Source organism: Rhizobium sp. CB2179 (genome assembly GCF_057653455.1).
In genome coordinates this window covers 472,179-489,626 of the sequence record NZ_JBYGKR010000003.1, presented here as the reverse complement: position 1 = coordinate 489,626, position 17,448 = coordinate 472,179, and the positions used below count along the sequence as shown (strand labels likewise).

The 17,448-nt window shown below is 61.0% G+C and carries 19 protein-coding genes; 7 read left to right on the top strand and 12 right to left on the bottom strand.

What is annotated here, in order from left to right:
* Nucleotide 1: 1 nt before the first annotated feature.
* The 3 genes from AC244Q_RS30770 to AC244Q_RS30760 form a co-directional block, all read right to left on the bottom strand.
* Nucleotides 2-793 (bottom strand): HpcH/HpaI aldolase family protein, encoded by a 792-nt coding sequence (locus AC244Q_RS30770; protein ID WP_003553829.1) that lies wholly within the window; start codon nucleotides 791-793, stop codon nucleotides 2-4.
* A gap of 99 nt (nucleotides 794-892) precedes the next feature.
* The gene (locus tag AC244Q_RS30765) at nucleotides 893-1,096 is read right to left on the bottom strand and encodes a hypothetical protein (protein ID WP_128407215.1); all 204 of its coding nucleotides are present in this window, start codon (nucleotides 1,094-1,096) and stop codon (nucleotides 893-895) included.
* Between the two features lie 119 nt (nucleotides 1,097-1,215).
* Nucleotides 1,216-2,118: a choline sulfate utilization transcriptional regulator gene (locus AC244Q_RS30760; RefSeq protein ID WP_128407214.1), complete on the bottom strand. Its 903-nt coding sequence runs from the start codon at nucleotides 2,116-2,118 to the stop codon at nucleotides 1,216-1,218.
* A gap of 139 nt (nucleotides 2,119-2,257) precedes the next feature.
* Between AC244Q_RS30760 and betC the strand changes: the two genes are divergently transcribed.
* Entirely contained in the window at nucleotides 2,258-3,766 is a 1,509-nt protein-coding gene (gene betC / locus AC244Q_RS30755; protein WP_128407213.1) for a choline-sulfatase, read from the top strand.
* Between the two features lie 138 nt (nucleotides 3,767-3,904).
* On the opposite strand, the gene AC244Q_RS30750 is transcribed toward betC, so the two are convergent.
* On the bottom strand, nucleotides 3,905-4,765 hold the full coding sequence (locus AC244Q_RS30750; protein ID WP_128407212.1) for a sugar phosphate isomerase/epimerase family protein: 861 nt from the start codon (nucleotides 4,763-4,765) through the stop codon (nucleotides 3,905-3,907).
* 66 nt (nucleotides 4,766-4,831) lie between these two features.
* Entirely contained in the window at nucleotides 4,832-6,202 is a 1,371-nt protein-coding gene (locus AC244Q_RS30745) for an amidase (protein WP_012763256.1), read from the bottom strand.
* Nucleotides 6,203-6,477: 275 nt separating this feature from the next.
* Between AC244Q_RS30745 and AC244Q_RS30740 the strand changes: the two genes are divergently transcribed.
* Nucleotides 6,478-6,756 carry a hypothetical protein gene (locus tag AC244Q_RS30740; RefSeq protein ID WP_017996456.1) on the top strand — a complete coding sequence of 93 codons (279 nt, stop codon included), beginning with the start codon at nucleotides 6,478-6,480 and terminating at the stop codon, nucleotides 6,754-6,756.
* A gap of 72 nt (nucleotides 6,757-6,828) precedes the next feature.
* Nucleotides 6,829-7,269, top strand: a complete 441-nt coding sequence (locus AC244Q_RS30735; protein ID WP_003553841.1) for a DUF1810 domain-containing protein — start codon at nucleotides 6,829-6,831, stop codon at nucleotides 7,267-7,269.
* 53 nt (nucleotides 7,270-7,322) lie between these two features.
* Here AC244Q_RS30735 and AC244Q_RS30730 read toward each other — a convergent pair whose 3' ends face one another.
* Entirely contained in the window at nucleotides 7,323-7,511 is a 189-nt protein-coding gene (locus tag AC244Q_RS30730; protein ID WP_003547852.1) for a hypothetical protein, read from the bottom strand.
* Between the two features lie 82 nt (nucleotides 7,512-7,593).
* Nucleotides 7,594-8,217, bottom strand: a complete 624-nt coding sequence (locus tag AC244Q_RS30725; RefSeq protein ID WP_003553843.1) for a TetR/AcrR family transcriptional regulator — start codon at nucleotides 8,215-8,217, stop codon at nucleotides 7,594-7,596.
* 127 nt (nucleotides 8,218-8,344) lie between these two features.
* On the opposite strand from AC244Q_RS30725, the gene AC244Q_RS30720 reads away from it, so the two are divergent.
* Nucleotides 8,345-8,560, top strand: coding sequence for a hypothetical protein (locus tag AC244Q_RS30720; RefSeq protein ID WP_003553845.1), 216 nt, complete (start codon nucleotides 8,345-8,347; stop codon nucleotides 8,558-8,560).
* An 82-nt stretch (nucleotides 8,561-8,642) separates the two neighbouring features.
* Here the strand turns inward: AC244Q_RS30720 and AC244Q_RS30715 are convergent, their stop codons facing one another.
* Nucleotides 8,643-9,500, bottom strand: a complete 858-nt coding sequence (locus tag AC244Q_RS30715; RefSeq protein ID WP_003553847.1) for an SDR family oxidoreductase — start codon at nucleotides 9,498-9,500, stop codon at nucleotides 8,643-8,645.
* Nucleotides 9,501-9,749: 249 nt separating this feature from the next.
* Here AC244Q_RS30715 and AC244Q_RS30710 point away from each other — a divergent pair, with 249 nt between their 5' ends.
* Entirely contained in the window at nucleotides 9,750-10,598 is an 849-nt protein-coding gene (locus tag AC244Q_RS30710; protein ID WP_017996459.1) for an IclR family transcriptional regulator, read from the top strand.
* 23 nt (nucleotides 10,599-10,621) lie between these two features.
* Here AC244Q_RS30710 and AC244Q_RS30705 read toward each other — a convergent pair whose 3' ends face one another.
* Nucleotides 10,622-11,830, bottom strand: coding sequence for an amidohydrolase/deacetylase family metallohydrolase (locus AC244Q_RS30705; RefSeq protein ID WP_128407211.1), 1,209 nt, complete (start codon nucleotides 11,828-11,830; stop codon nucleotides 10,622-10,624).
* 214 nt (nucleotides 11,831-12,044) lie between these two features.
* A complete protein-coding gene (locus AC244Q_RS30700) occupies nucleotides 12,045-12,914 on the bottom strand; it encodes a sigma-70 family RNA polymerase sigma factor (RefSeq protein ID WP_003553853.1) in 870 nt (289 codons plus the stop codon).
* A 125-nt stretch (nucleotides 12,915-13,039) separates the two neighbouring features.
* Here AC244Q_RS30700 and AC244Q_RS30695 point away from each other — a divergent pair, with 125 nt between their 5' ends.
* Nucleotides 13,040-13,498: a carboxymuconolactone decarboxylase family protein gene (locus tag AC244Q_RS30695; RefSeq protein WP_017996462.1), complete on the top strand. Its 459-nt coding sequence runs from the start codon at nucleotides 13,040-13,042 to the stop codon at nucleotides 13,496-13,498.
* A 93-nt stretch (nucleotides 13,499-13,591) separates the two neighbouring features.
* Here the strand turns inward: AC244Q_RS30695 and rhaI are convergent, their stop codons facing one another.
* Nucleotides 13,592-14,884 carry an L-rhamnose catabolism isomerase gene (gene rhaI, locus AC244Q_RS30690; protein WP_003553857.1) on the bottom strand — a complete coding sequence of 431 codons (1,293 nt, stop codon included), beginning with the start codon at nucleotides 14,882-14,884 and terminating at the stop codon, nucleotides 13,592-13,594.
* A gap of 78 nt (nucleotides 14,885-14,962) precedes the next feature.
* On the opposite strand from rhaI, the gene AC244Q_RS30685 reads away from it, so the two are divergent.
* On the top strand, nucleotides 14,963-15,121 hold the full coding sequence (locus AC244Q_RS30685) for a YqaE/Pmp3 family membrane protein (RefSeq protein WP_003553859.1): 159 nt from the start codon (nucleotides 14,963-14,965) through the stop codon (nucleotides 15,119-15,121).
* A 44-nt stretch (nucleotides 15,122-15,165) separates the two neighbouring features.
* Here AC244Q_RS30685 and AC244Q_RS30680 read toward each other — a convergent pair whose 3' ends face one another.
* Entirely contained in the window at nucleotides 15,166-17,262 is a 2,097-nt protein-coding gene (locus AC244Q_RS30680) for a bifunctional rhamnulose-1-phosphate aldolase/short-chain dehydrogenase (protein ID WP_003553860.1), read from the bottom strand.
* Between the last annotated feature and the right edge of the window lie 186 nt (nucleotides 17,263-17,448).

The following is a 17,448-nucleotide window of genomic DNA, read 5'->3' as shown; positions in this document are numbered from 1 at the left end:
TTCAAGCCGAAGCGATCCTGCGGGCGGCATTGATGGCGCGCCGGGCGCCGGAGCGCAGCTGCGCTGTCTCGGCACCGGCAATGACCAGATCGAAACCGAACTTCAGCAGTTCACCGGCCCGCTCGCCGTCGCCGGCGAAGGCGCAGGAGAATTTGCCATGGGCGCGGCAGCGTGAAACCGCATGCTGCATGGCGCTGTCGATCTCGGCGGCGTTCGGCGCCACCTGGTCGCCGTTCGAGAGTGCGATCGAAAGGTCGGAAGGACCGATGAAAATGCCATCGATACCGGCAACGCCAAGGATGTCGTCAATCGCCTCAAGGGCTGCCCGGGTCTCGATCATGGCAATGGCGACGGTAAGCGCATTGGCGTTCTTCAGATAATCATCGGCCGACAGGCCGGTATGGTTCAGCGCCAGGGACGGTCCCCAGCTGCGTTCCCCGAGAGGCGGGTATTTGGTGGCCTTGACGAAGGCTTGCGCGTCTTCGGCCGAATTGATCATCGGCGCGATGATGCCGGAGGCGCCGGCATCGAGCAGGCGCGAGGCGGACGCGAAATCACCGACCGGTATGCGCGCCAGCGCCGGCTTGCCGGCAAGCCGAACCTGGGCAACGGCGTTCGCGGCCGAGGGCATGTCCCACATGCCGTGCTGCATATCCAGCACGATGGCGTCGAAGGCCTCCTGCGCCAGGTGATTGGCGAGCGTGGCGTCGGGAATACCGATCCAGGCGGAGATCATGCCGCCTCGGTGGTGCCTGATCCGGTCCGCAAAGCCGTCGATTTCAGCTGCGCTCATGCCATTCTCCTCAATTCGACAGGCCGCCAGCGGCCAGATATTTCACCTCGAGGAACTCTTCAATGTCGAATTCCCTCAAAGCTATGCACGGTTGCCGGCTTATCCTCTCCGGCGCAGCCGTGAAATAATGACCGTCACGGCAATCCCCGCAGCAGCCATGATGCCACCCCAGAGAACCCAGATGCTTTGGTTGATCATGAAACTGGACGCGGGATAGGGAAAATAACCGCTTCCCTGGGCGATCCAGATCAGTCCCAAGAGGATCATGAGCAGTCCAACGACGTATCCGAGGGTTCGCGACATGCTTCGGCCCTTCCCTATGAATCGATGCCACAATGTCGATCGGCGTCGGTCATGACAAGGCTTCTCTCCCGAGCGCGAACATATTCCGGAGGCAACGACGCGCCGGCTCGGTCTGAATGTCAGGTCTTGCCGACTTCATCCACCAGCCAGGTGCTGAGCCTCTCGCTATCAATATTTGCCGATCGCGGCGGTATCAGCCAGTAACCGCGGTCCCAGGCCTCGAGCGGCGGCCCGGCTTCCACCAGCATATGCGTGGAGAGAAGCGTATCGACCAGCCCCATCCAGCCGATCGCCACGCCCTGTTCGCTGAGAGCGGCCTGGACGACCAGCGAGTAGGTGTTGAAACTGACATCACCGCGGCCGGCATGGAGATCGCGAGTAACGGAGAATTCGGCAAGATAACTTCGCCAATCGAACCAGGGCGATGGCATCGGCGAGTCGAGATGAATCAGGATCGCCTTGGCAAGCTGCTGCGGATCGTCGAACGGGCCGTTGCGATCGAGAAAGCCTCGCGTGCAGACGGGCACGACCTTTTCCTGCAGCAGAAGCGATCCGATGGCGCCGAATTCCGCCTTTGTGCCGAAAACCACCACCACATCCGCGTCGTCACGAAAGCCAGGCTCCAGCCTTTGGGTCGCGACGATCTGTATATCCGTTTCGGGGTGAAGCAGGCGAAAGCCATGCATGCGCGGGATCAGCCAAAGCGCTGAAAAGGCATAGTCGGTTCTCAGCCTGACCACCGGCCTTTGAGCCTCAGCGCGGAAACTGCGCGCCAGGGCATCGATGTCACCAACCGTCTTGGCGGCGACGTGGAAAAGCCGCTCTCCCTCCGCGGTCAACTCGACGCCGCGGTGCTGGCGGCGCAGCAGGGCGACGCCGAACTGCTCTTCCAGCCGCCGAATCTGATAACTGACAGCAGGCTGCGTAAGACCGAGAACTGCCGCCGCGGCCGAAAAGCTGCCGAGCCTTGCGACCTCCGCGAAGATGCGCATCCATCCCAGCTCAGGCCGGCGATCTGGCATAAAAATTCCTTTTGGCAGCCATCGAAAAAAGCCAGCTTTACAGGCACTATGATACTGGCTTTGATAAGATCTGCAAATAGCAGTCGGCGATGTCCCTCATCGGACCTTCCCCGGCATCTGAGACCACAGGAAATTTCACATGGCGCATCCGAATATCCTCATCCTGATGGTCGATCAGTTGAATGGCACTTTCTTTCCCGATGGCCCCGCCGATTTTCTGCATGCGCCGCATCTGAAATCATTGGCGGAGCGCTCCGTACGTTTCACCAACGCCTATACGGCAAGCCCGCTCTGCGCACCGGCGCGGGCCTCCTTCATGTCAGGGCAGTTGCCGAGCCGAACCCGCGTCTATGACAATGCGGCGGAATTTGCCTCCGACATTCCGACCTATGCGCATCATCTGCGCGCCGCCGGATACCAGACGGCGCTGTCCGGCAAGATGCATTTCGTCGGCCCCGACCAGTTGCATGGCTTCGAGGAGCGCCTGACGACGGACATCTACCCGGCCGACTTCGGCTGGACGCCCGATTATGGCAAGCCCGGCGAGCGCATAGACTGGTGGTATCACAATCTGGGTTCGGTCACCGGCGCCGGCATTGCCGAGATCACCAACCAGATGGAGTATGACGACGAGGTCGCCTACCATGCCACCCGCAAGCTGTTCGATCTCTCGCGCGGCCATGACGAGCGCCCCTGGTGCCTGACCGTCAGTTTCACCCATCCGCACGATCCCTATGTTGCGCGCCACAAATTCTGGGACCTCTATGAGGATTGCCCGGCACTCGACCCTTTGGTTGCGCCGATTGCCTTCGAGCGGCAGGACCCGCATTCGCAGCGTCTGATGAAAGCCTGCGATCACGACGCCTTCGACATCAGCGATGAGCAGATCAGGCGGGCAAGGCGGGGCTATTTCGCCAATATTTCCTATGTCGACGACAAGATCGGCGACATTCTCGGCGTCCTCGAACGGAGCCGCATGGCTGAAAACACGATCATCCTCTTTGCCTCCGACCATGGCGACATGCTCGGTGATCGCGGCCTCTGGTTCAAGATGAACTTCTTCGAAGGATCGGCCCGCGTTCCACTGATGATCGCAGCACCCGGCTGGAAGCCCAGACGGATCGACCAGCCTGTCTCCACACTCGACGTGACGCCGACGCTGGCGGGTCTTGCCGGGATCGATATCGCCTCGCTGAAGCCGTGGACCGAGGGCGAGGATCTCGCAGCACTTGCCGAAGGCACCGGCAGCCGCAGCCCGGTGCCGATGGAATATGCAGCAGAGGGTTCCGAGGCGCCGCTCGTCTGCATCCGAGACGGACGATACAAACTCTCGCTCTGCGAGAAGGATCCGCCGATGCTGTTTAATCTCGAGGCCGATCCGCAAGAACTCGACAATCTGGCGGCCGACCCGGCCCATGCCGAGATCTTGGCAAGGCTTGTCGAACAGGCCGGCCGGCGCTGGAACCTTTCCGATTTCGATGCAGCCGTGCGCGAAAGCCAGGCACGCCGCTGGGTGGTCTATGCGGCGCTGCGCAACGGGGCCTATTATCCATGGGACTACCAGCCGCTGCAGAAAGCCTCGGAACGCTACATGCGCAATCACATGGATCTGAACGTGCTGGAGGAAAACCAAAGGTTCCCGCGCTAGAACAGGATGATTTTAGGCCGGGTCGGCCCAAAATTCTGAATCCTGTTCTACATTATCTAGTTAGAGCATGATGGCGTCCGAAAACCGCTCACACTTTTCGCCATCATGCTCTGGGAATGAGAAAGAAGTGCTTCTGATTTAAGCCGTCTTGCGCGCCGGCGCCTCGCGCAGGAAATCCTCGATGAACGTCTTTTGCAGCAGGATGCCGTCCCATTCATCGGGGAAGAAGGGCGAATCGTAGATCAGCGTGAAGGGGCCGGCATAACCGGCCTTCTCGCACATCTCCAGGCAGGTGCGGTAATCCTCGGCATCGAGACCGGCAACGCCGTAGTCGGCCTTGGCATGGCAGATTTCCGCCCGGCCCATGATATCGGCAAGGCCCTGATATTTCGCTGGCGCCGCCCAGTTGCCGAGGTCGCCGTTAAGGCCGACCTTGCCGTCCAACCGGTCTAGCAGCCAGTTCATTTCGACCGGCGACGGCAGAAGGTCGAACCAGTTCTCGACGACGACGCGCACACCGCTGCCTTCCGCCTTTTCCGCCAACCAGTTCAGATGATGGGCCGCGCGGGTAAGATTTTCCTCCGTCGGCTTCTGCTTGCCGGCAATGACGCGCATCCTCTCAGCCCCGAGCGCTGCGGCGATGTCGATCCACTCCGCCATCCACTTGACGTCGCGTTCGGCGGTCTCCGGATGGCTCGGATCACCGTCCTCGACGAGCAGCGTCTGGAACAGCACGTTCGAGGTCGCCATCGCATCGCGAAATTCGCTTATATAGGCGGCGTCGAGGCTCGGCAGATGGAAGGAACAGACCTCCAGCCGGTTGACGCCGCGTGCCGCAAGCGCCGCCGGAACATCGATCAACGCCGCAGCACCGGGACCATAGGGTTCCTTAGGCGCGGCACTTTTGTCGGGATCGGGGCTATAGGCATAAACGGCGCCAAGCAGCCGATGCAGCGACCATGTCGAAACCGCGAAACGTCCGTTTTGCAAAACCTGCACTTGCTTTCCTCCAGCATCTCCTCATGCCATCAATGGCAACTAAATCCCGGCGGTTCAATTGCCAATTCAGGCAAAATCGTCGCGGATGATCGGCTCGGCGGCAAGGGCAATCCCCAGCAGCGCCTCATCGCGATGGGTGGTGGCCGAAAGCAGCAATCCAACAGGCATGCCAGCCTCGCCGGTGCCGCAGGGAATGGAAACGCCGCACCAGTCGAGGAAATTGCCAAGTGCTGTGTTGCGCAACGTCTTGTTGTTCGTCGCGAAGAACAGCTCGTCATCCTGCTCCAGCGGCCCGATCGGCGGCGCGACATGGGCGACAGTCGGAAAGGCGAGCAGCCGGTCGCCGACCAGGCGCTCGACATCGGCGATCAGGCGGCTGCGCGCATCGAGGATCGCCAGGTAATCGGGCAGCGTCGTCTTGCTTCCGAGACGGGTGCGCATGACGACACGGTGGTCCATCCTGTCCGCATCCGGTCCTGCCAAGCGTTCGCGGTGAAGCGCGAAAGCCTCCGCCGTCACCAGCGGACCATATCTCGTCATCAGCTCGAATATCTCGTCGAAGGCGGGAATGACCGTACGGGCAACCTTGGCGCCGGCCTTTTGAAGACGTTCCAAAGCTGCCTCGAATGCAGCGACGACGCCGGGTTCCGCTCCGTCGAAGACGATATTTTCAGGCACGATGAGTTCCAGCCCTTGCAGGGGAAGCTCAACGACATCAGGCGCCGTCAGGCCGCGCATTGCCACATCGATCCAGACCGCGTCCCTGACGCTGCGGCAGAGCGGCCCCAGCGAATCCAGGCTCTTTGCCAGCGGATAGACGCCTGCCATCGCGTGGCGACCGCGCGTCGCCTTATAGCCGACGATACCGTTGAAGGCGGCAGGAATACGCACCGAGCCGCCGGTATCGGTGCCCATGGCGACCGGAACCAGTCCGGCGGCGACGACGACACCGGCGCCAGAGGACGAGCCGCCCGGAATGCGTGGAAGATCAGTGCCGCGCGGATTTACCGGCGTGCCGTAATGCGGATTGATGCCGAGGCCGGAAAAGGCGAACTCGCTCATATTTGTGCGTCCGACGGCGACCATGCCCGCCTGCCTGAGCAAAGCGACAACAGCCGCATCGCGCTTGGCCGGCATATCCTTTGCCAGAACGACGGAACCCGCCGTCGTCGGCAGGCCTTCCATGTCGAAAAGATCCTTCCAGGCAATCGGAATGCCATCCAGCAATCCAAGCGAGCGCCCTTCCCGCAGACGCCGCGAAGAGGCGCGCGCCTCCTCCATCGCCCGGCTTTCGAGCAATGTGGTGAAAACCGCCTTGTCGGCATAATGCGCGATGGAATCGAAAACCGCCTCGGTCACCTCGACCGGATCGACCGCGCCACCTTGAATGAGGACGGAAAGCTGCGCGACCGACATCGCGCCGTAGGATTTGCTCATGGGACTATCCAAAAGAGAGATGTTCCTCTCTGGACTACCCCGGATCATTCCGGTCAACCAGAGCTTCACGATGTTTTGCATTTATTGGTACGATTTTTTGAACACTGCGTTTGAAGATCGCCCCTTCAATTGCCACGATCGAAGACACACATGCTGCTCGCATGCGGAAGCGGTTCGGCACGAGGGTGGGAGTTTGCCCTAAAGAGACCGGCGCCGCATGTGTTGCAGGAGTAATTGAAATGACAGATTGTGAAACTTTAAGCCGTCGCCAGGATATGGTGACACTTCATGCGAAAGAGGACGAAACCGCCGGTTTAGGCGAGCGCGATTATGTAGATCATGTCAGCGCCCAGAAACTCTCAGCCTTCGAGCGCATTGTCGTGGTCGGAGCGCTGGTTCTCTTGAGCTTTGCGGGGTTTGCCGCATATTCTTCCGGCAATACGGACCCGATGACGACATCGGCCATTGCCGCCCCGGCCGGCGATAACATGCCGCCGCACCCGGCCTACGGCCATTGCCGCGACAGCAGCCCTTACGCTGAGAGGGTTTGCTGATAGCAAAACATATTGCCGGGCGTGGAAACCTTGGCCCAGGCTGCATCGACAGCAGGAAAAGGGAAAAGGACCATGGCCGGCGACATCGACTACAAGCTTCACCGCTTCATAGACGCCCAGAACGGCGTCTACGAACAAGCGCTCTTAGAGCTGAAAGCCGGGCGCAAGACCTCCCACTGGATGTGGTTCATCTTCCCGCAGGTCGCCGGTCTCGGTACGTCGGCGATGGCCGAAAAATATGCGATCCGCTCGGCGGAGGAAGCCGCCGCCTATCTCGCCGATCCTATTCTCTCAAGCCGGCTGCTGCGTTGCGTCGAGGCGATCCTGTCCGTGAACGGCCGATCGGCGCACGAAATCCTGGGTTCACCCGACGACGTCAAGCTGCGCTCGTCGATGACCTTATTTGCCGCGATCAGCGATCACGGTTCGCCCTTCCACCAGGTGATCGAGCATTTTTATCAGGGAAAATTCGACGATCGAACGATGAAAATCCTCAGTGCCAGCACCGACTGATTTTAGGCCGGTCGGCTTAAAATCTGAATGCTGTCGCAAATTAAATAGTTATGTTATCGGCCCGGCCTGCTCTCCAGCGTAGCAATTTCCTCGGAAATTTCGCTCAGCCGCTGACGCAGATCGCTGTCAGTGCCGTCATCGACCTCTTCCTCGCCGAAACAATAGCGCGCATCATGGAGCTCCAGCTTGGCCTCAAGCTCGGCGCGTTTGGCATACAGGCGTTTGAGATAGACGTAGTTCATCTCCCTGCCTCCACATCGCTCTCGGGTTAGTGTGAAAACGGCATGGAAGCGGTAAGGTTCCCCTCCCACACACTTGTGGTCGTCAGGCGAAAGAAGCGATTGCCGCCTGGCAGGCCTTGGCGAAATGACCGCAGCAACCGGCAGCGCCCATGGCCTGGCGGCTGACGCGCGCGCCTTCGAGCAGCAGCGTCAACGTATCGGCAAGAAGCTGGGGTTCGCGCGCGCCGGCCGCCGAACAGAGCGCAGCCAGGCGATCACGCTGTTCGGCCTTGTGCCGCTCGATCATTTCGTGGGCGGGATGGCCCTCGCCCTTCAGCTCGATGGCGGCATTGGCGAGATCGCAGCCGGCGGGCTCACCGTTCAGACATTGCGCCCGCAGTTCCACCCAGGCATCCAGCTGGGCACGCGGATTGTCGGGATAGGCCGCTTCCAGATCTCGCCAGATGGTACCCGCCTTTTCGGAGGCGCGGCGCAGCGTTTCGCAGACGAGTTCGTCCTTCGAGCCGAAATGCCGGTAGAGCGTCATCTTGTTGGTCAGAGCCGCGTCGGCAATGGCATCGACGCCGATGCCGCGAATGCCGCGCTCGCGGAAAAGCTCCGAGGCGGTCGAGACGATACGCTCCCGCGGCGGGATGCGATCTTCTAAAACGGCTGCGGAGATTTCATTCGAAGTTTCTGATTTTTTTGAGGACGTAGTCCTTGACATCAATGTGACCGATCGGTAACAAATGCATTGTTACTTACCGGTAACACCACAAAACGCGAAAGTCAATGCCGAGGGCATGGCAGCGGAAAGTGGAACACGGGCGACCGCCCACGAAAGGAGGACAACCATGACAAAGACCAGAGATGACCTGACGATATCCGAAGCCCTTCGCGACCCCCTGATCGCCATGGTGTTGCGCGCCGACGGCGTAAAGCTTGAAGACTTCAAGCAACTCCTGGAGACGGCCGCCCGCAAACGCGAGCCGCGCTCGCCATCGGTGGGCAATATGATCGGAGCACTCGCAAGCCGCGCCAATCTGCCGGCAATGCCCTGCTTCGGCTAAGGAAGCCGCCTAAACAGCTTGGGGATCTCTCCCTGCCCCCGTCAAGGGCTGCCGTCATAACCAGACGGCGGCCCTTGCCGCTTTAAAGGATCGGCTTGCCGCCGGTGACCGCGATTGTCGTGCCGGAGACGTAGCTCGACAAGGGATCGGCCAGCATCACATAGGCTGTGGCAAGCTCGGCCGGCTGTCCCGGCCGTTTCATCGGCACCTGCTTGCCGAAGTTGCTGACGCTTTCTTCAGGCAGTGTCGATGGGATGAGCGGCGTCCAGATGGGCCCTGGCGCCACCGCATTGGCGCGAATGCCTTTCTCGGCCAGAAGCTGAGCAAGGCCGGCGGTGAAATTCTGGATCGCGCCCTTGGTCGTCGCATAGGCAAGCAGCGTCGGGTTCGGATTGTCCGAATTGATCGAAGCCGTGTTGATGATGGCGCTGCCGGGCTTCATATGGGCGACGGCCGCCTTGGTCAGGTAGAACATCGAATGGATATTGACCTTGAAGGTCAGTTCCCACTCTTCATCACTGATCTCGTCGATGCTCTTGAAGCTTGCCTGATGTGCGGCATTGTTGACGAGAATGTCGATACCGCCGAGCTCCTTGACCGCCGTCTCGACGATCTGTCTGCAGTGGGCGGGATCCTGGATGTCACCGCTGACGAGGATAGCCTTGCGTCCGGCCTGCTCGACCAGCCGTTTCGTCTCATCGGCATCCTCATCCTCGTCGAGATAGGACAGCAGCAGATCGGCACCCTCCCTGGCATAGGCGATCGCCACTGCCCGGCCAATGCCGCTATCGCCGCCGGTGATGATCGCCCGCTTGCCCTTCAGCCGCTCGGAACCGCGATAGCTCTTTTCGCCATGGTCGGGAACCGGGTCCATCTGTGCCGTGAAACCCGGCATCGGCTGCTTCTGGGACGGGAAAGGCGGTGTGGGATAATTTGGCATCGTGACCTCCTGAGTTTCAGAGATCAAACTCGGCCTGATGCTTGTTGTTCCAAGTCTCGCGGCGGAATGACCTTCTCGAGCAACCGCTGGCGCTGTGCGCGCTCACGGCCGTCGCCGCATCCTAAATTTCCGGTGATGATTGAAAACGGAGCCTCATCTGATCGGCCCAATCCGACTGGCAACCGGCGAAATGTTGCCATTTGCCACGGCGACAGCTATGCCATAGTAATGTAACATAGTCGCGTTTTCATGAGGGGCGTTGAATTGGACGGAAAGACATCAGCAGCAGTTTATTCCGAAGATGAGGGTGTTGCCGGCGAGACCGGTGGCAAGACCGCGCGTCGCGCGCGCGTCAGCGGCATCGACCGGGCGCTTCAGGTAATCGACCATCTTTACGAGACCGGATCGCCCGCCGGCGTCTATGCTATCGCCAAGGCGGTGAAGGCGCCGCTGTCGACCGTTTACGTCATCGTCGACGATCTCGTCGAGAAGAACATGCTGACGCGCCAGGCCGACGGCTCGATCTGGCTCGGCGCGCGGCTTTACCATTACGGCCTTGCCTATGCCAGGTCGCTGGATTTCATGAGCATCGCCACCCACGAAATGCACGATCTCTGCCGCCAGGCCGGCGAAACCGTGCAGGTCTGCGGCCGCGACGGCGACTATATGCTGGTGCTCGCCATGGCCGACGGTCCGAGCCATTTTCAGGTGGCGTCCCGCGTCGGCACAAGGGTGCCGCTGAACTGGACGGCCTCCGGCCGCCTGCTCGTCGGCCACCTGGCCGAAGACGAGCGCATCGAACTGTTCAAGCGCTGCGCCCGCTCTTCACCGACCGGCCGCGCCGAGATCGATCCGGGCACGCTGTCGGAAGCCGCCGGCAAGGCCTTCGAATCGCGCCTGTCGATCCAGGCGGGAGAATCCGACTACGCGGTTGCCTGCATCGCCTCGCCGATCTGCGATCGCGATGGCCAATGCGTCGCCACCATTTCCATCGTGCTGCCGGAACAGAAGGCGTTTTCCGACGAGAACCACTATACGGCCCATGTGCGCAGTTCAGCGGAACGGATCGAAAAGCTGATGGGCTGGCGCAACCGCTAAGCATTTGCGCCCTTCAGCGGATCCTACCTGTAGGAATAGCCGTGGCTATGGCGCACCAGCTTGCGCGCCCGCGGCACATAGCGGCTGGCGGCAAAGGCATCGGCGCCCATCACCGCATAGCGCGGCTCGAACAGCTTATTGAGGACCGAAACGTCGCCGTTGGAATCCGTCGCCTCGAGATCGGAATCGACCAGGTCGAAAATAGTAAGTTCCGCTTGCGAACCGACCGCAAGCCGGTTCTCCATCGACAGCTTGATGACGGATGCCGGCGCATGGGTGACGGCTTCCACCACCTTGTCGAAAGGCATGCCGACGCTGAGCAGCTTCGACATCGTCGTCGCCAGGTCCCAGACCGGGAAGTTCATCGAATGGCCGTGCAGGTCGGTCGAGATCGAGAACGGCAGAAGCCCGCGCGCGATCGCCGCCTCGGCGACCTTGAAGGAGAAGGAGGCGCCGCCATGGCCGATGTCGAGACGGATGCCTTCTGAGGCGCAGCGCTCGGCGAGATTGAAGAGGTCCTCGTCTTCCATGATGCTCGACCCGGCCTTGCCGTTGAAGCAGTGGGTGACGACGTCGCCGGGGCCGAGGATCTCCAGCACCTCGTCATAGAGCGCCGGCGGCTCGCCGACATGCACCATCATCGGCACTTTCAAGATCTTGGCGATCTTCTTGCCGAGCTTGACCGGGGTGACGCCCCAGGATCCGGTGATGACATGGCTGGCGCGCACCTTGATGCCGACGATGTGCTCGCTGTTTGCGGCATAGACTTCGAGGATGCGGTCGAGATCGATATCGCGGATATCCCGCAATTCCGCGACGCGGTTGCAGGCCACGAGGCCGATCGAGCCGAGATTGAGGAAGGCCTTGATGCGTTCGCGCGAGGGCTCGATGATATATTCGCGGAAGCCATGGAAATTCGCCTCACCAGCCGAACCGGCATCGACGAGCGTAGTGACGCCGCGCTCGAGGCCGCATTCGGACGGGCGGATGGAAATATCTGTGCCGCCGTGCCAGATATGCACGTGCAGATCGACCCAGCCCGGCGAAATGAAGGCGCCTTTGCCGTCAATGCGCGTCACATCCTGCGAGACGGAAAGCGACGGACCGATCTCGGCGATCCTGCCGTCGGCATTGACGAGGATGTCGGTCGCCCCCTCGGATGGGCCAGAACCGAAAGCCATCGGTTTGACATTGGTGAGGAGAAGCGGCTTCTTCGCCTGGTCGCCGGGCATGACATGCATTCCTTTCGAAGTCTTGGGCCGGGATTACTCCTCGGTCCTCCATCTAAAATTCCATAGTTATGCTATATAAATCTTTATAATAGAATAAAGCCGCGGATGCCGCTGTCAAGAACAATGACGTGGCCGACACCGCTGAGAAAATGGCAGCGGCGCGCTCCTTGCGAAGCGCGCCTATCTCGAAGATCCGATAAATTCGCGTTTATTTTCAATCCCCAAGGATCGAATAGTCGAGCCTTTGCAGGTGCTTCGGATCAGCGATGGCGTCGATCGCGGCGATCCTGCCATCGGCGATCGTCAGCGCCACGACGACGCGGAGCTGGCCCTGGATCTCCACGACGAACCCAAGCTCACCGCCGACGATGGCGATTTCGGCTGCCTGCGCCCGACCCTTGAAGGCTTCGGCCACGTCAGTTGCGCCGCGCATTTCGCCAATGGTGCCGAAGCGGGCGGCCGTCGCATCCGGCCGGAAGACGACGTCGGGGGCAAGCACCGCGATCAATCCCTCCAGATCGCCGTTGCGCGAGGCCGTCAGAAAGGCCTCGGCGATCGTCCGCTTACGGCCGAAATCGACATCTGGCGCTTCGTCCACCCCCTGCACCCGGCGGCGGGCGCGGCTTGCAAGCTGGCGGGTAGCGGCGGACGAACGGCCGATGATCGGCGCGATCTCGTCGAAGGGCAGATCGAACATGTCGTGAAGCACGAAGGCGACACGTTCGGCGGGCGCCAGCGTCTGCAGCACGACGAGCAGCGCCAGACCGACCGAATCGGCGAAGGCGGCTTCGCGCTCGGGATCGTTCGCCGGATCGGCGATCCCGCCATGGTCGGGCACCTCCAGCGGCTCCTCGCGCCGGGTCTTGCGGGCGCGCAGCATGTCGAGGCAGATGCGCGCCACCACCGTCGTCAGCCAGCCGCCGAGATTGCCGACCCCTGTCGTATCGGTGCGGCTAAGCCGCAGCCAAGCCTCCTGAACGGCATCCTCCGCCTCGCCGCGCGAGCCGAGCATGCGAAAGGCTGCGGCCCTCAGATGCGCTCTGTTCGCCTCGAATTCTTCAGTCAGCCATTTTTTCTCGTCCATTTGTCACATTCCTCCGCTGCGTTCCGTCAAGGCCATGACGCATAAAACCCGGCCGATGTGACAGCGCCGGCGGATCGTCGAACACGAAACGTATAAGGAGACATATCATGCAGGAAAAATTGGTCATGCAGGAGAGAATGGGAAATCCCGCCCTCGTCCTTCCCGCGGCCATGCAGGCGCTCAATGCACTCAGCAAGGTGCCGACCGAAACCGGCCTCTCGCCAAAGCTGCTCGAACTCGTCAATCTGCGCGCCAGCCAGATCAACGGCTGCAGCGTCTGCATCGATGGTCACTGGCGCATTGCCCGCAAACACGGCGAGACCGATGAGCGGCTCTTTGCCGTCGCTGGCTGGCGCGACGCCCCCTATTATAGCGATGCTGAACGCGCCGCGCTTGGGCTGGCGGAGGCGATCACCCGCCTTAGCGATCGGGCGGATCCGGTGCCGGACGATATCTGGGATGAGGCGACCCGGCATTATGACGGAAAGAGCCTTGCGGCACTGGTCATCGCCATCGCCAACATCAATGTCTGGAACCGGCTGAACGTCGCCACCCGACAGGTCGCGGGGCAATGGAAGCCGTAAACGGCGAGGTTGCCGGCAGCGCGTCACGCCTGCGCTGCCGGCAACCATCATCCCGCTCAGCATGGCTTCAGGCCATGCGAGACAATCGGTCGTTCAGATGATGCCGCCGCCGCCGGCAGCGGATGCCGGGCGCTCGGCCGCCACTTGTCTGCGATAACCGCTGGCGCGGTAGACGGCGATCGGGTCGATTGCGCCGCCGGCCCTGCGGCGGGCTTCGGCCAGAATCGGCTCGACATCGGCGCGATAGGCGCGCTTCAGCGTTTCCGACGCCATCAGCGCGTCGTTATCGTCCTGGTAGCCGGAGAGCGCCTTGCGGTCGACGAGCAGTGCCTGCGCATAGGCACGGCGGATTTCGTTGGCGCTGTTGATCAGGCTTTCGATCGGGTCGGTGACATTGTGCGACTGGTCGATCATATGGGCCGGGTTGAAATCGTTGACGCCGCGCTGCTCGGCGTCGACCAGTTCGTTGAAGACGAGGAACAGCCGGTAGGGATCGATCGCGCCGGCGTCGAGATCATCATCGCCATATTTGGAATCGTTGAAGTGGAAGCCGCCGAGCTTGCCGAACTGGATCAGCCGAGCGACGATCATCTCGATATTGGTATTCGGCGCGTGGTGGCCGAGATCGACGAGGCAATAGGCCTTGGGGCCGAGCGTCTGGGCGATCAGGTAGTTGCTGCCCCAATCCTGCACGATGGTGGAATAGAAAGCCGGCTCGTACATCTTGTGCTCGGAAAACAGCTTCCAATCGTCGGGCAGCGCCTTGTAGATATCCGCCATCGAGGCAAGGTAACGCTCGAAAGCCTTGGTGAAATGGCTCTGGCCGGGGAAGTTCGAGCCGTCGCCGATCCAGACCGTCAATGCCTTGGAGCCGAGCGCCTTGCCGATCTCGATGCATTCGAGATTGTGCTCGACCGCTTGCGCCCGTGTTGCCGCATCGGTGTGGCTAAGCGAGCCGTATTTATAGGAATGGGCCTGGCCGGGCGCATCGGAAAATGTGTTCGAATTCATCGCATCGAAGCCGAGGCCAAGCGCGTTGCCCTTGGCCTTCAATTCGCTGGCATCCGCCTTGTCCCAGGGAATATGCAGCGAGACGTTCGGGGTCGCCTGCGTCAGCTGATTGATGACGGCGCAATCGTCGAGTTTGTCGAAGATGCCGCGCGGCTCGCCGGTGCCGGGGAAACGCGCAAAACGCGTGCCGCCGGTGCCGACGCCCCAGGAGGGAACGGCAACGAAGAATTCCGCAACCTTGCGGGTGACCGCCTCGATATCGACGCCGCGACGGGCAAGCGTCGCGCCCAGTGCCTCGTAGTCGGCTTTCAGAGCGGTTGCCCGCTTGTCGTTGTCAGTCGCGACCAGATCTGGCGCAATCCTGGAATCTGTCATCTATTCCTCCCTGGTCGCGAACCATAGGGGCACGGTTCGCGTTCAAACGCTTACATGTCTTCAAACGAAGGAGCTACGATGGACGTTGTCCGCATTCTTCTTGCGATCATCCTGCCGCCCCTTGGCGTATTCTTGCAGGTCGGGATCGGCCTGCATTTCTGGCTCAATATATTGCTGACACTCTGCGGCTATGTGCCGGGGATGATCCACGCAATATGGGTGATCCTCCGGAAATAGCTCTATCCGTTTGCTTACGCGTCCGGACGCAAAACCGAATCGCTCTAACGCGTAAAACTCTGCACGTTGCCGGCATCGACGTTGATGATGTTGCCGGTCGATTTCGCCGAAAGGTCCGAGGCGAGGAAATAGATCGCCTCGGCGATATCTTCCGGAAACACGTTGAGTTTCAGCATCGAACGCTTGCGGTAATGTTCCTCGAGATCGTCCACCTCGATCTTGGACGAGGCGGCGCGCTGCTCGCGCCATTCACCGCTCCAGATCTTCGAACCGCGCAGGACCGCGTCCGGATTGACCGTGTTGACGCGGATGCCGGCATCCGCGCCTTCCAGCGCCAGGCAGCGGGCCAGATGGATTTCGGCAGCCTTTGCCGTGCAATAGGCAGATGCATTCGGCGAGGCGGCAAGACCGTTTTTCGAAGCGACGAAGATGACGTTGCCGCCGAGCGCCTGACGGCGAAACAGGCGGAAGGCTTCGCGCGAGACGAGGAAATAACCGGTCGCCAGAATATCGATATTGCGGTTCCACGTCGCAAGCTCGGTCAATTCGATCGGCGCGGAGGAGGCAATGCCGGCATTCGAGACGAGGATATCGATGCCGCCGAATTCGACGCAGGCTTCCGCGAAGGAGGCGATTACCGCATCTTCCTTGGTGACGTCGAGCCGGACGCTGCGCACGGCGTCAGCGCCGAACTTCTTGACGAAATCGGCTTCGGTGCCTTCGAGCGCTGTCTGGTCGATATCGGCAAGCACCACGCAGGCGCCTTCGCCGACGAGGCGCGCGGCCGTCGCCCGGCCGATGCCGCCGGCGCCGCCGGTGACGAAGGCGACGCGACCGGCAAGGCTCTTTGGCTTCGGCATGCGCTGCAGCTTGGCCTCTTCAAGCAGCCAATATTCGATATCGAAGGCTTCCTGCTCGGGCAGGCCCTGATATTCGGAGACCGTCGAGGCGCCGCGCATGACGTTGATGGCGTTGACGTAGAATTCGCTGGCGATGCGGGCCGTCGCCTTGTCGCGGGCAAAGGACAGCATGCCGACGCCGGGCACCAGGAAAATGACGGGATTGGCGTCGCGGATGGCGGGCGAATTGTCATGCTTGCAGTCGATATAATAGCGGGCGTAGTCGGCGCGGTAATCCTCTAGCGCCTTGTCGAGACCGGCAACGATCGCGTCGACATCCGGCTTGGCCGGGTCGAAATCGACGATCAGCGGACGGATCTTGGTGCGCAGGAAATGGTCAGGGCAGCTGGTGCCGAGCGCGCCGAGCGGGCGCAGATCGCTGGAATTGACGAATTCGAGCACGGCATCCTGATCGTCGAAATGCCCGAGCTTGCGCTCCTGCTTGCCGATGCGGCCGCGAATCTCCGGCATCAGCCGGGCGGCGATGGCGCGGCGTTCGGCGACAGGCAGGCTTTGTGTCAGCGCGCCACCGAAAATCGTCTTGCCTTCGGTCTTTTCGGCAAACCAGACGATCGCCTTGTTGATGATATCGAGCGTCAGTTCGTAGCAGGCCTTGGCATCGTTTGCCCAGGTGAAGAGGCCGTGGCTCTCGAGCACGACACCCTTGGCATTCGGGTTTGCGGCAACGAATGCGCCGAGGTCGAGGCCGAGCTGGAAGCCCGGACGGCGCCAGGGCAGCCAGCCGATCTCGTCGCCGAAGATCTGCTGCGTCAATTCCTTCGAATTCTTAGACGCGGCGATCGCGATGATCGCGTCGGGATGCATGTGGTCGACATGGGTGAAAGGCACGAAACCATGCAGCGGCGTGTCGATCGAGGCAGCACGGGCGTTCAGGTTGAAGGTGCAGTGCGGCAGGAAGCCGACCATGCGGTCCTCGTCCTCGACGCCCTTGTAGATGCTCTTCAGCGATTCCAGCTTGTCCTGGTAGAGCGTCGCGAAACCGTCGAGCTTGATCGTGCCGACATCGCCGCCCGATCCCTTGACCCAGAGTACCTTCACCTTGCCGCCGGTCAGCGGATCGGTTTCCAGCACCTTCGCCGAGGTGTTGCCGCCGCCGTAATTGGTGATGCGCTTGTCGGCGCCGAGCAGGTTGGAACGATAGAGCAGCTTGCCAGGCTCATCGAGGCCCGCCGCGTAAGCATCATCCCACCGGTTTTCCAAAAGCCGGACGTTCGCCGCCATGTCATCCTCCCATATGAAATCATCATCGGAGCGCAAAGTTCGCGCCCCTTTTCGCAGACGGTATCGCTCATCAAAACGGAGGTTGTCAATCGAAAACGATCAAATTCGATTATTGTGCAGCGCAATATGAAAATTTATGATCGTTTTTGATTGACACATTGTCATATGTGCGAAATAAACGATCGA